Here is a 13,412-nt window from a genome sequence, read left to right on the forward strand (position 1 = left end):
CCCGCCATATCTCACGCATCACGACTGAAACAGCAGCAACACAAAGGCCATGAACATCAACAGATGGACCGCGCCTTGCAGCAAATTCGTCCGCCCGCTTGAGAAGGTGATGATGCAGATCGCGAGCATGGTGATCAACAAAACGAGCTGGGTCGGTGGCAGCCCAAGGTTCAGATCCAGCCCAAGAAAACTTGCGACGACAAACATCACCGGCACGGTCAGACCGATGGTGGCCAGAACCGATCCAAGGAAGATATTGATCGAGCGCTGCAGGCGGTTGGAAAGGGCCGACTTGACGCCGCCGACCGCTTCGGGCGTGGCCACAAGAATGGCCATGAGCACGCCGCCCAAGGCTTGCGGTGCGTGCAGCGTCTCAATCACATAATCAATCGGATAGGCGAGCTGCTCCACAAGATAAACCACGGGCACGATATAGACCAACAGCAAAAGGAGATGACGCAGCAGCGACGATTGGGAGGCCGCGCCCTCCGCCGCACCCTCGATCTCGTCTCCCGGCGTCGAAAAATAAGACCGATGGCGGCCCGTCTGTATCGCCAGGAACACCACGAAAAGCCCTGTCGACATTGCCCCCACCATGACTTTTTGCATGGTCGACAGGGTCGGCCCCGCCGTCGCGATGGTCACATCGGGCAGGATCAGGGTAAAGACCGCCAGCGGCACGATGACGCCCAGATAGGCATTCGCGCTTTGCAGGTTGAATTCCTGCTCCTTGTGCCGGAGCGCACCGAACAAAAGCGCCGTGCCGACCATCCCGCCAAGCACGATCATGATGACGGAAAACAGCGTATCGCGCACCAGATCGGGGTTGTTCTCGCCATGCATCATCACCGCCGTAATGCTGCACACCTCGATCCCGGTGATCGAGAGCGTGAGCACGAGCGTGCCGAAGGGCTCACCCAGCCGCTCGGCGATGGCCTCCGCATGACGCACCACGCCCATCGCCGTGCCCATGACGACAAAAAAGAGCACGCATAGCAGCCCCGCAAGGCCAATCGGCAGCTGCACCAGCGGCAAGATCACATCGCCGAAAACCGCGAAAATCAGGACGGTGATCAATGTGACCGCCAGAAACCACTCCTGTGCCCAGGGGTTGCGTCTGGCCGGACCGGGAGCGCGGGTCGAGGGCTGCGATTGCGTGGCTGACATGGCGTTCTCCTGCAAAAATTGGGATTGGCTTAGCTGCGCGTCCTCTCGGCAATGCTCGCGACGATCTTACCCGACTAGAGCGCATCGAACAGATGGATCAAGAGTTTATGCCGCATTTCCAAGAAATTAGACCCGTCTGCCAGCAAAGAATGCGCTCGGATAGCGCGATCAGATCAGCCGCCGCCTCCAGTGTCGGCTGCGCAATCGCCGGGTTTGGCCTCCAGCGCCCAAGCATATGTGAGACCATAGGAGGACTAAGTCCTTGATTCTGATGCATTTTAGGAACGCTGCGCGGTGCCACCCCAAATCACGCGGGCATCGCCTGCGCCTCGACATGTCCCGACGCCGGTTGCGGTGCGGCAAAAACCTCACGCGCATGCACGCCCAGCATCACCAGCGCGGGCCAGAGCAGATAGGCCTCGATCTCGATATTCTCGCCGAATGACAGCAGCACGAAGACCATGCACAAACCCATCGGCAAACGTCCCCGCGGCCCGAGTGCCGCGTCGCGCATCGCGAGCGCCGTTTGCCAGACCAGCGGCACGGCCAGCGCCAGCAGCCCCACCAGCCCCTTCACGAACAAAAGGCCAAACCACGTGTGATGGCTTCCGATGGGCATATATTCAACGACATGTGGGCCGGGATGCACGGTGCCATGACCGAACCAGACGGCCTCTTGCTGCCAGCGCTCATGCGCAATGCGTTGCAGGGTCTCGCGCACACGGGTGCTGTCAGCGCGCGCGCCTTTGAAGGCGGACACAGCCCCTCTGATCGTGCTTGCAAGCCACGGACCGAGAATGGCAAGCGAGGTCGCAAACCCCGCCAGCGCCATCCACGCCCAGCTGCGCAGCACGAGCGGCATCATGCGCGGCCCCAATGTGCAGGCGACAAGCCCGACCATCCCCATCCGCGATTTCGAGGCAACGATCATCAGCACCCCCGCCCCAATGCCCGCCGCGCGCCAGCGCCGGTCCGGGTCTTCCAGCCCAAAGAGGACCGCAACGACCCCAAGCAGCGCTGCGAAGGGCGACCACGGCGCGAAGAACTGCCAGCGGGGCGTCCAGGATGCGGGATCATAGGTGAACAGGAAGACCGAGAAATATTCCGGCCCCGGCCCGCCCACCGCCTTGAGCGGCGAGGTAAAGATACGCTCGGGCAATCCTGCATAGGGTGCCATCAGCATCAGCGGCGCGAGGCAGAGCGTCACCAAGCCAAGCCGGTTTTGCGCGCGCACAAGGATCTCGCGCCGGATCGGCAGCACCGCGCCCACCAACGGAAACAGCGCCAGCAGCGCCCAGCCCTTCGCCCAGCCAATCGAGGATTTGATCGTCTGCTTGAGACCCAGATCCCAGTTCAGATGCCCCGCCCAAAGCGCGATCAGCATCACCGACATGCCCAAGAGCCACGCCCAGATGACGGGTGGCACGGGGCCGGTCGCGCGCAGATCCTCGCGGATCGCGGGGCCAAGATACAGCGACAGCGCCGTGAGCACCGCCAGCACCCAAGCGAGCACCGGCCCCACCACGTAAAGCGCACCGATGGCGTAAAAGGGCCAAGTCCAGAGGATCGTCTTCCAGATCATCGCCTCGGCGGGATTGGCGGGGGCAATCGTCATTTGCCCTGCCCTTTGGCGAGAAGCGACTCGATGAAGGTCCGCCGCAGCCAGCCCATCGCAAGCGCCATCAGCAGCAGCAGGCTGGCCGCGACACCGGCTGCAATCGCAAGCTTCTTGCGCGGCGAGGACGGGCCATCGGGGCGCGTCGGATCTTCGAGCACCTGAACCAGCGGATAGGAGGCGAAAATATCGGTCTTGCTTGACTGGCTGCGCGCGATGGCAGAGGCGAAAACCGCCTCGGCCACGGAGAAGTCTCGCTGCAAATCCTCAAGCCTCGCAGCGAGAGGGGCCAGCCGGTCCAGCCGGTCGGATTGGAGCTGGTACTGCGCCTCGAGCTTTGCCAGCTCGGCTGCGAGCCCGGCCCGATCCGCCTCATGGCGCACCAGCTCGGTCAGCAGCGCGCCGCGCCCATTCCCCAGCGCCCGCTCCAGCACCGTACCGGGCGCTCCGAGCATCTCGGCACGCCTGCGCGCGCTTGATTGCGCAGCCCCCAGCGCCGCCTGCGCCTTGACGACATCTGGGTGACGCAGACCATAGCGCGAGCGCATCTCGGCCAGATCCGCGGCGGATTGCGCGACGGCCTCGAGCGCTGCCAAATAGGTCGCGTCATTGTTCAACCTTAGGATGACTGCGGCCGAAGCCGCCTCGGTGCCAAGCTTGGTCTCAAGCGCGGTCACCGAGGCCGCTTTGCGGGCATGTTCCGCGCGCAGTTTCTCGATCCGTGCGCTCAGGGCTTCCGTCTCCAGCACATCGCGGTTGAACTGCTCGACCGAGCGGAGCCCCGTCTCTTGCTGAAGCGCGTCGATCTTGGCACGGGTGGCTGCGACCGAGCCCTGATATTCCGACATCGCGGCCAGACCGCCCTCTTGGCGGTTGTCGAGCTCGTCGCCGCGCAGCCGGTCGATCTCGGCAAAGAAGGCCTCCAGCAAGGCGGCGTTGCGCAGTTGGGCGGCCTCCGGGCTCGGCCCCGTCATCTTGATATGGATGAAGGCGGTCTGATCCACGAGCTCGACCTGCGGCTTGCCAAAGGCAGGCGCGCTCGTGCCCAAGCGGCGCGCGGCATCACGCAGGACCCGGTCCGCCGCGAGCAGGCGCTTATAGGTCTCCGTGGGGCTGATCGCGTTGCTGGAAAAGGCGGAATTCGCATAGCTCGACGCCTGACCGATATCGGCCAAATTGACCGAAGCCGAGGCGCCCGACCCCGGCAAGATCAGCGACATATGGCTAGAGTAACTCGGAGCGGCCGTCTTGAGATACCCCGTGATCGGCGCCCAAATCCCCGCAACACCAAGCGCCGCGATCCAGACATAACGCGGCAGTCGCGACCTGTCGGTCGCAGAGCCGCCGACAAGGGCGCGCCGCAGCGAGGGCCGCGTGCGACGGCGCGGAGGGCGCAGGCTTTCTGCAAGCAGGAAAGACGGGATAAGGGGCATCGGGCAATCTCCTTTGCCCGGAGATTACCCCTTTCCCCAATCCCTTGCGCGGGCGAGGGAGGCTGGCCAAGCCGCGCATCCGCGTCCGGACCTGTCCGTTCGGATAGGGTCGCTCAGAACAGCCCGGCATCGCGCGCGACAATCGCGGCCTGCGTGCGGTTGTTCACGTCAAGCTTGCGGTAGAGCGTCTTCATATGCAGCTTGATCGTGGGCTCTGTCAGATCGAGATCGCGCGCAATCTCCTTGTTGGATTTGCCCTCGGTCAGCCCTTTGAGCACCTCATTCTCGCGCTGGGTCAGCCGTTGCGCCATCGGATGCGCTTCGGGCTGCTCACTGGCGCGCATGAAATCGATCGGTGCGTATTGCTCGCCCATCGCCATGAATTTCACAGCGTTCACCAGCGATTTCGCAGGCAGGGTCTTGGGAATGAACCCGGCCGCCCCAAGCGCCAGCGCCTGCTCGGCGATCTCGCGCGTGGCTTGCCCCGATATCAAAGCGACGCGCTGCCCGCCTTTGAGCGCCAGCACCACTTCAAGGCTCTCAAGCCCGCTCATCCCGGGCATTTTATAGTCGAGCAACACAAGATTATAGGCAGCGTCAGTATGAATGCGCGCGCAGGCTTCTTGGAAATTCGACGCGCTGCTGACCTCGATTCCCTCTTCGGTCTCGAGAAAGGCGACCAATGTGTCGCGCAGAAGGTCGTGATCGTCAGCAATCAGGATACGCATAAAAATGTACTCACCTAAGGGTTGAATCACCCTATCTGAAACCCGCGGCACAATTAAGGCAATATTTACCATTCGCAAGCACACAAGCCGATAGTGTGACTATCCGTTCGGATAGGCCCCCTCTCCGTTCTCCCCAAAAGCGATCCGAAAAGGATCACACCTTATCCCTTGGCGGCAGATCCCTGCCCTAACGCGCGGCCTTGGTATCCGGGCGCGAAATTGCGCGGGCTATAAGGCAAAGGGCAATGTCGGGAAAAGACCGATCATCCAGGAGAATCCGATGAACGCCCTTACCGATTTCACGACCGACGCCCCCGTTCAGGCCGCAGGCCCCTTCGCAGGCTACGACATGTCCATGATCGAGACCCTCGTGCGCAAGTCGGTGCTGGGTCAGCCGCTCGTGGATGCCGACACAGAAACCGCCATTGCCGCACTTCTGGACGGATCGGACCGCTGCGTGTATTTCCTGAACGCACATTGCGCCAATCTGCAGAACCGCGACCGCGCTTATGCCGCAGCCCTCGCACGGGCCGATGCACTCCTGCCCGACGGGATCGGGGTGGATATGGCGGCCCGTATGACTGGCACGCGACTGAGCGAAAATCTCAACGGCACCGACTTCACCCCGGCTCTGCTGCAAGAGGCGGCGGCCCGCGGGTTGTCCGTTTTCCTGTTCGGCGCAAGCCCCGGCACGGCGCAGGCCGCAGCCGCCAAGCTCAGCTCGGACATTCCGGGGCTGCAGATCGCAGGCACGCGCGATGGCTATGAGGGCGCTGCGGATTCGCAAGCCGCCATCGCTGAAATCAACGCCTCGGGCGCAGATATCTTGCTGGTCGCGATGGGCGTGCCGATGCAGGAATTGTGGATCGACCGCCACTTGGACGACCTCTCGCCGCGCCTCGTGCTGGGCGTGGGCGCGCTGTTCGATTTCCTCGCAGGCAATGTCTCGCGTGCGCCGAGCCTGCTGCGCCGTGCGCGGCTCGAATGGGTCTGGCGGCTTGCGCAAGAGCCGCGCCGCCTCGCGAAACGCTACCTTCTGGGCAATGCGAGCTTTTTGATCCGCGCGGGACGTCACGCGCTCCATCATGCGGGCCGCGACGCGGTGCTCAAGCGCGGCTTCGACATCGCCTTCAGCGCCGCCCTGATCGCGCTCATCTCGCCGATCCTGTTGCTGGTGGCCGCGTTGATCCAGATCGACAGCCCCGGCCCCTTCCTGTTCCGTCAGGTCCGCATCGGCAAGAACGGCAAACCGTTCACGATCTACAAATTCCGCACCATGTTCACCGATGCCGAAGCCCGGCTCGCCGCGATCCGCGCGCTTTCCGACCGCGAGGGCATCTGCTTCAAGGCGCGCAACGATCCGCGTGTGACCCGCGTCGGGCGCATCCTGCGCCGCTATTCCATCGACGAGCTGCCGCAGATCTTCAACGTGCTGTTTGGCCAGATGTCTCTGGTCGGTCCGCGCCCGGCCCTCGCCTGTGAAGTGGACGCCTATCCGGCGCGCGCTTGAGCGTCTGAACGCGCGTCCGGGCATCACCGGGATCTGGCAAGTGTCGGGGCGCGCCGATATCGGCTTTGACAAGATGGTCGATATGGATGTGGCCTATGTCCGATCGCGCAGCTTCCTGCTGGATATGCTGCTACTGTCGATGACCGCGCGGGCCGTGATTTCGGGGCGCGGCGCCTACTGAGCGCCCCCTTTCCTATCCGTTCGGATAGGCCCCCATCCGCATGAGCGGATGAAAGTGAACGACAATAGTGACAATGTGCCTTCAACCTCCTCTCCTCAAGGAACAGACCCATGCGCCTTATCCAGTCAGTCTTCGCTCCGGCCCTCGCGCTCGTCATCGCGCTCGCCTCAGCGCCCGCAATGGCAGAGCCCCTGCCCAAACCTACCGGCCCCGTGCTCCTGACGATCAGCGGCGATATCGAGATCACCAATACCGATGAGGGCACCGCCGCCTTCGACCTCGCGATGCTGCGCGAGATCGGCCAGAGCGAGATCGAGACCACGACGATCTGGACCGAGGGTCGTCACCGTTTCACCGGCGTCTCACTCAAGGCGCTGCTTGAGCGGGTGGGTGCGAAGGGCAAGATGCTCAAAGCCACCGCAATCAACGATTACAGCGTCGAGATTCCGACCTCGGACGCGGTGCGCAATGGCCCAATCGTCGCCTATGAAATGGACGGCCAGACCATGTCGCGGCGCGAAAAAGGACCGCTTTGGGTGATCTACCCCTATTCGTCATCGAGTGACTATCGGAGCGAAGTCATCTATTCCCGGAGTATCTGGCAACTCGACAGGATCTCGCTCGAATGACCCCAGCCGAAGGCCCCCCCGTCCGCGCCAAGTTCGACAAGGCGCGGATCGGCAGCGGTATTCTCCTTACCCTCGCGGCGATGTGCCTTATGGCCATCGCCTTTCTTGCGCTCGAGATCACCCGCGAGCTGCGCTATCTCAGTTCAGCCAATTCCGACAATGTGCACTGGACGCTTTCGCAGGCCGAGGTGGAATTTCTCGAATTGCAGCATGCGGTCGATCGCTCCTTGCACAGCGACAATAGCGGGCTGGATCGGGTGGTCGAGGAATTCGACATCTTCTACAGCCGCATGGACACGCTCGCGCGCGGTCAGCTTTACGCGCCGCTGCGCCGCGATCCCGCCTTTATCGAACCCGTGACGGCGGTGCGGACGCAGTTGGATGCGATGATCCCCATCATTGATGGGCCGCGCGATCAATTGCGCGATCGGCTTGACGATTTTGCCCGTGAGCTACATCCGCTCCGGCTGGAGGTGCGCGATCTGGCAACAGCCGGGCTCAAGCATTTTGCGCGCAGCTCCGATGCAAGCCGGGTCTCCGTCTCGGTGACGCTGCTTCGGCTTGGGATCGTGACCGGGGTCTTGCTGCTGGCACTCGCCATTTTGCTGTTCAACTACCGGCGCGTGATGTTCCAGATCGCGCGGCGTGGACGCGAGCTTAGCGATGCCTATGCGCGGCTCAACACGATTCTTGAGACCTCGCTCGACGGGGTGATCGTGGCCGAAATGGACGGGCAGATCCTCAGTTTCAACCCGGCTGCCGAACGGATGTTTGGCCTTGAGGCCCCGGATGTGATCGGGCGTGGCATGGGCGAGCTGATCCTATCCGACCCTGAGCGCGAGAGCGATGCGGCGGGCATGGAACGGGCGCGGCCGAATGGTCCGCTTCACGTCATTGGCCAAGGAAGGGTCAAGCTTGAAGCCAAGCGCGCGAATGGCGATTTGTTCCCGCTGGAGCTGGCCATCGAGCGGGCGAGCACCCGCGAGGGCACGCTTGCCGTGGCCTTCCTGCGCGACATTTCCCTCAGGGTCGCCGCCGAGAACGAGCTGGTTCAGGCCCGCGACCGGGCGCTCGCAGGCGAACAGGCCAAGTCGGAATTCCTCGCGATGATGACGCATGAAATCCGCACGCCGCTCAACGGGGTGCTGGGCAATCTGTCGCTCCTCAAAGGCACCCAGCTTGGCACGGCGCAGGCGCGCTATGTGCGCAATATGGAAATCTCGGGCGAGCTGTTGATGCAGCATGTCGATGCGGTGCTCGATGTGGCGCGGTTCGAATCCGGCGTCGAGACCATGCGCGCGGATGTCGTGCATCTTGGCCAGTTGATCCAGGACATCGTGGATTCGCAATCGAGCGGTGCCGAGGCGCATGGCAACAGCTTGCAATGGGGTTGGGTTGGCGCGCCGCTCACATGGGTGCGCATCGATGCCTCGCGGCTGCAACAGGTGCTGCTCAACCTCGTGGGCAACGCGATCAAGTTCACCCGCAACGGGCGGATCACGATTGAGGCCGAGGCCAATGAGGCAGGTGCCGAGATGCGGCTCGACCTGCGTGTCATCGATACCGGGATCGGCATCGCGCTGGACGATCAGGCGCGGGTCTTCGAGGATTTCCAGACCGTGAAGAGCAGCCAGACGCGCGCAATCGGGGGCACGGGCCTTGGCCTGAGCATCGCGCGGCGGTTCGTTCAGGCGATGGAGGGGGAGATCGGTCTTGAAAGCACGCCCGGAGAGGGCAGCGTCTTCTGGCTGCAAATCCCGGTGGAGGTCGCGCAAGCGCAAGACGCCCCCGCGCCGGATGCGACCGCAGCCGTGCCCGCCCGCGCGACGCCCGCGCTCAACGTGCTTTTGGTCGAGGATGACGACATAAACCTCGAGATTGCGCGCGAATTGCTGGAGCGGATGGCGCATCAGGTGAGTTGCGCGCGCGACGGGCAGCAGGCCGTCGATATGGCGGAGCGCACCCGCTATGACCTGATCTTGATGGATATTCGGATGCCCGTCATGGACGGGCTGGAAGCCACGCGGCGCATCCGCGCAAGCGAGGGAGCCAGTCGCGACGTGCCGATCATCGCGTTTTCCGCCAATGTTCTGCCCGAGGCGAAAGAGCGGTTCGCCGCAGCCGGAATGTCGGGCTTTCTGGGCAAGCCGCTCAAAGGGGCGGAGCTGTCGGACTTGCTCGCTGAGTTTTTCGCGTCCCCCAGTGAGGCGGCGAGTGCACCGTCGGAGGCGCCGCCTGCCGTCCCGCGCAATCCGCTTGAGGCTTTGGCGATCCGTCACTCGGATGAATTGCAGCAGTTCTTCGACTGGCTTGACGGGGTCTCTGTTGCGGCTGCTGAGATCGCGGCGCGCGCGCATAAGCTCGCGGGCAGTTCCGCCGCTTTCGGTCAGGCCGATTTGCACGCCGCGCTGATCGCGCTTGAAAACGCGGCGGAGGGGGCATCCGACACGCAAAGCTTGGCCCCCGAGATCGCGCATGCGCGGATGGCGTGGAAGGCCGCGCCCACGCCGCAGCTCGGCTGACGGCGCATTACTGCGAGATCAGACCGACCGTCGCCACAGTGCCAATGGCGCGCGCGGCTTCGGTGACATTGGTCACGCCGCTGTCGTAGCAGGCAATGGCATCGCCCGGCAGAAGATAGGGATCGTAATCGTCGCGATCCGCGCGCTGCAGCATATCCTCGATATTGCGCTCGATCACCGTCGAGACGCCGGTCAGCGGATCGCGCGTCACCAGCACGGCCGAGCGCTTGGCATTGGTCGAACGGGTGCCCCCCACGCAGTTCGTATCGACCACGGCTTGCAAGAAACGCGTGCCATAGGGCACTTCGCGCACCTCCCGTCCGATGGCCGAGGGCGCATTTCCGGTCGCGGGCTGCGTCAGGTTTGACAGGAACAGCGACACGCCGGGCGGGCTGACCGGGCTCGGGCGCATCAAATCATCCTGGAAGCATTGCCGCGAGGGCACGACGATCTCATCGCCGCTCAAAAGCATCACATCCACGGAATTGCGCCCCTCGAACACGCCGCGCATATCGAGCACATAGCGCTGCCCGCCGCGATGCAGCTCAATCGCGGAGAGATCGGCATCGGGGCGCACCCCGCCCGCCGCGCGCAGCGCGCCCGAGAGGTTGCGCGCCTCGGTCGAGGCCCCCAGCGCTTGCTGGCGGGTGGTATCGACCCGCTCGCCGGATTGGCCGATCTCGACGGAATGCGGCTCGAACACCGCGCCCGACACCGCGACCGAAACCGGCGCGAAATCGGCCACGCGCACCGAGATGCGCGGCTCTTCCTCATAGAGCCCCTCTTTGAGCAAGGCGCGGCCCAGATCATCCTCGATCTGAGCGGGGCTGCGCCCCTGCGCGCGCACCGGCGCCAAGAAGGGCAGCTTGAGCATGCCGTCGCGAGAAATCACGTAATCGCCGTTGAAGGTCTTGTCGTCCCCCACGCGCACATTGACGAGGTCATTGCGAGACAGGCGCTCTCCGGTGAGCGCATGGGCGGTGATGCCCGCGCTTTTGGAGGCCGATCCGCGCGCAGGCTGGCACCGCTCGGAATTGAGCCGCTTGGAGATCAGCGCCGTGGCCTGCGGGTCGTACTTCCCCGGATCGCGATACTGCGCCTGATAGCCGCCCCCGTCGCGGACAGGGCCGATATTTTGCGGCGACGGTGCCGGGCTGCACCCGAAGGTCAGGAGCGCTCCGATACAAGTGCCAAGCAGGCGTGTGCGGGTGATCGACATGTCCATCCTCTCCGGGCGGGGTTACTCGCTCATAACGCGAACATCCCGAGCGACCAAGCCTCCCATACGCGTCAGGCCCTATCCCGAAGGATAGGTGTTGCTCCCCCACCGCGCCCCTCGCCCCTCCCGGCGCGCGCGCGACAGGATACGGCGTTCAAAGATATTGGTTAGCAGACGCTTAACGGCCCATGGCCCCTCACAGAAAACGCAAACCAAGATGCCCTCGCAAGCCAGAACCCTTTTCGGTCATCTCGTGGCCTACGGCGCCTCCGAGCTCGCCTCCAAACTTTCCCGGCTGGGTGTCGTGATCGCGGTCGCACGCACGCTAGAGGTGAAAGAGATCGGGATCGCCGCGGCCGCGCTGGCGATTGGCGATCTGCTCAAATCGCTCACCGAGAACGGGATCGGCCAACGGTTGATCGCGGCCCGCGACGAGGATCTGCCCGCCCTGTGCAACCGTGCCCACCAGCTCTTCTGGATCTGGGGCTTGGGGCTTTTCGCAGCCCAGGCAGCACTGGCCGGGCTCGTCTGGGGGCTGAGCGGCAACACGATGCTTGCACTCCTGATCCTCGTGCTCTCGGGCGAATATCTTTTCATGCCGGGCGGGCTTGTGCAGACCGCGCTGGCGCTGCGCAAGGGACGCCTGAAGAAGACCGCAGCGATTGCCGGAGGACAGGCAGTTCTCGCCAATCTCGCCTCGATCGTGCTTGCGTTTTATTGGCCCACAGCGCTCGCGCTTGTGCTGCCGCGCCTTGTCACCGCGCCGTTCTGGCTGATCTCGATGCGCCGCCTGCATCCGTGGCGCCGCGACCCTGCGGCGGGCATGGCGCCTGTGCGACCGTTCGTGCAGTTCGGCTGGGCGGTCCTTGGCACCGAGATCGTCAAGACCGCGCGGCTGCATGCCGACAAGCTGCTGATCGGCGCGCTGCTTGGGCCTGAATTGCTTGGCTTCTACTTCATGGCCTTCAATGCGGGGCTGAGCCTTGCGACCTCTTTCTCGACCGCCTTTGCCGCCGTGCTCTTCCCGCATCTTTGCACCAGCGCGGACCGTGCAGGCGCGTTGCGTCAGGCGCTTCTGGTCTCACTTTGCCTCGTGGCCCCTGCAGTGATGGCGCAATCGCTCGCAGCCCCGTGGTATGTGCCGATCCTGCTGGGCGAGCGTTGGGCCGAGCTGGCCCAGCCCATCGCGATCCTCTGCCTCGTTGCGATCCCCACGATGCTTTGGACCGCCGCCGCAGGTTGGATGCGCGCCGAGAACCGCCCCGGGCGCGAGCTTGCGGCTACGGCTGTGCTGACACTTGCGCTGATCGCCAACACCGTGATCACCGCCCCTTTCGGGCTTGTAACCATCGCCTGGGGATATCTGGCCGTGGCGAGCGTCACGATGCTGGCCCTGTCCCTCCCGGCGCTGCGCGCCGCCCTGTCGAGCCCCCGCCCTCAAGCCGCGCAGCTCCCCCTCCCCCTGCCGATGAAAGCCTGAGCCATGACTGTGATCTCTGTCATCATTCCCGTCTACAACGCCGCCGCCACGCTGCCCGCCACAATCACGGCGCTGCGCGCGCAAAGCCTGCGCGAGTGGGAGGCGATCTTGGTCGAGGATGGCTCCAGCGACGAGAGCTGGCAGGTCGCGCAAGCTCTGGCCGCCCGCGATCCGCGCATCACGCTGCTGCGCAATCCCGGCAAGGGCCCAAGCGATGCGCGCAATTTCGCAGCGCTCACCATCGCCCGCGCCGAGATCCTCGCCTTTTGCGACGCTGATGATCTGTGGATGCCGGGCAAGCTCGCCTCGGTCATGGCGGCGTTTGCCGATGGCCGCCATGCCTGTTTCGGACGCATCCATTTCTTCAACACCGATCCGCGCGACAGCCGCACCCGCTCCACCGTGCCCAGCGGTCCGGTCAGCCTGCCCGCACTAATCGGCGAGAACCCGGTCTGCACGATGTCGAACCTCTCGATCCGCCGCGAGGTCTTTGCAGCGCTTGGCGGGTTGCGCGCCGATATGGTGCATAACGAGGATCTGGAGTTTCTGGTTCGCCTCGTCGGTCACGGCTATCGGCTGCAAGGGATCGATGCCGATCACGTTCGTTATCGGATGAGCCCCTATGGGCTTTCGGCGGACCTGCACCGGATGCGCGAGAGCCGGAATGAAGCGCTCCGCACCGCTGCGATGTTCGGGGTGCCGATCACGCCCTGCGCCGAGGCCGTGCACCTGCGCTATCTCGCGCGCCGCGCGCTGCGGGTGGGGGCGCCTGCCTCGGTCACGCTCGGCTTCGTGCTTGAAGGGCTCGGATGCGATGCCCGCGCCTTCCTTTTGCCGCTGCATCGGGGCCTCGCCACGGTCTGCGCCGCCTTCATCAACCCAGTTCTGCCACGCGCCCTGCGCCGCGCCCTTTTTGCCAATTGAGGAG

At 64.2% G+C, this 13,412-nt stretch carries 11 protein-coding genes; 6 read left to right on the forward strand and 5 right to left on the reverse strand.

What is annotated here, in order from left to right:
* Positions 1 to 18 precede the first annotated feature (18 nt).
* The 4 genes from DL1_RS04045 to DL1_RS04060 form a co-directional block, all read right to left on the reverse strand.
* Positions 19 to 1,167, reverse strand: coding sequence for a calcium:cation antiporter (locus DL1_RS04045; protein ID WP_038062777.1), 1,149 nt, complete (start codon positions 1,165 to 1,167; stop codon positions 19 to 21).
* A gap of 307 nt (positions 1,168 to 1,474) precedes the next feature.
* Positions 1,475 to 2,782: a capsular biosynthesis protein gene (locus DL1_RS04050; RefSeq protein ID WP_051693302.1), complete on the reverse strand. Its 1,308-nt coding sequence runs from the start codon at positions 2,780 to 2,782 to the stop codon at positions 1,475 to 1,477.
* Positions 2,779 to 4,215: a GumC family protein gene (locus DL1_RS04055; RefSeq protein WP_038062779.1), complete on the reverse strand. Its 1,437-nt coding sequence runs from the start codon at positions 4,213 to 4,215 to the stop codon at positions 2,779 to 2,781. Before DL1_RS04055 ends, DL1_RS04050 begins: the two co-directional genes overlap by 4 nt.
* A 113-nt stretch (positions 4,216 to 4,328) precedes the next feature.
* Positions 4,329 to 4,943: a response regulator transcription factor gene (locus DL1_RS04060; protein WP_038062782.1), complete on the reverse strand. Its 615-nt coding sequence runs from the start codon at positions 4,941 to 4,943 to the stop codon at positions 4,329 to 4,331.
* Positions 4,944 to 5,223: 280 nt separating this feature from the next.
* Here DL1_RS04060 and DL1_RS04065 point away from each other — a divergent pair, with 280 nt between their 5' ends.
* The 4 genes from DL1_RS04065 (at position 5,224) to DL1_RS04075 (ending at position 9,785) form a co-directional block, all read left to right on the forward strand.
* Positions 5,224 to 6,453: a WecB/TagA/CpsF family glycosyltransferase gene (locus tag DL1_RS04065; RefSeq protein ID WP_342726706.1), complete on the forward strand. Its 1,230-nt coding sequence runs from the start codon at positions 5,224 to 5,226 to the stop codon at positions 6,451 to 6,453.
* On the forward strand, positions 6,422 to 6,634 hold the full coding sequence (locus DL1_RS22290; protein ID WP_342726704.1) for a sugar transferase: 213 nt from the start codon (positions 6,422 to 6,424) through the stop codon (positions 6,632 to 6,634). The genes DL1_RS04065 and DL1_RS22290 overlap by 32 nt, the downstream gene beginning before the upstream one ends.
* A 110-nt stretch (positions 6,635 to 6,744) precedes the next feature.
* Positions 6,745 to 7,263 carry a putative pterin-binding protein gene (locus DL1_RS04070; protein WP_038062785.1) on the forward strand — a complete coding sequence of 173 codons (519 nt, stop codon included), beginning with the start codon at positions 6,745 to 6,747 and terminating at the stop codon, positions 7,261 to 7,263.
* A complete protein-coding gene (locus tag DL1_RS04075) occupies positions 7,260 to 9,785 on the forward strand; it encodes a hybrid sensor histidine kinase/response regulator (RefSeq protein WP_245739596.1) in 2,526 nt (841 codons plus the stop codon). Before DL1_RS04070 ends, DL1_RS04075 begins: the two co-directional genes overlap by 4 nt.
* Positions 9,786 to 9,792: 7 nt before the next feature.
* Here DL1_RS04075 and DL1_RS04080 read toward each other — a convergent pair whose 3' ends face one another.
* A complete protein-coding gene (locus DL1_RS04080) occupies positions 9,793 to 11,004 on the reverse strand; it encodes a polysaccharide biosynthesis/export family protein (protein ID WP_038062788.1) in 1,212 nt (403 codons plus the stop codon).
* A gap of 217 nt (positions 11,005 to 11,221) precedes the next feature.
* Between DL1_RS04080 and DL1_RS04085 the strand changes: the two genes are divergently transcribed.
* Together DL1_RS04085 and DL1_RS04090 are read left to right on the forward strand one after the other, a co-directional pair.
* Positions 11,222 to 12,484: an oligosaccharide flippase family protein gene (locus DL1_RS04085; RefSeq protein WP_038062789.1), complete on the forward strand. Its 1,263-nt coding sequence runs from the start codon at positions 11,222 to 11,224 to the stop codon at positions 12,482 to 12,484.
* Between the two features lie 3 nt (positions 12,485 to 12,487).
* The gene (locus tag DL1_RS04090; RefSeq protein WP_038062792.1) at positions 12,488 to 13,408 is read left to right on the forward strand and encodes a glycosyltransferase family 2 protein; all 921 of its coding nucleotides are present in this window, start codon (positions 12,488 to 12,490) and stop codon (positions 13,406 to 13,408) included.
* Positions 13,409 to 13,412 lie beyond the last annotated feature (4 nt).

The sequence above is a fragment of the Thioclava dalianensis genome, from assembly GCF_000715505.1.
GTDB lineage: Bacteria > Pseudomonadota > Alphaproteobacteria > Rhodobacterales > Rhodobacteraceae > Thioclava > Thioclava dalianensis.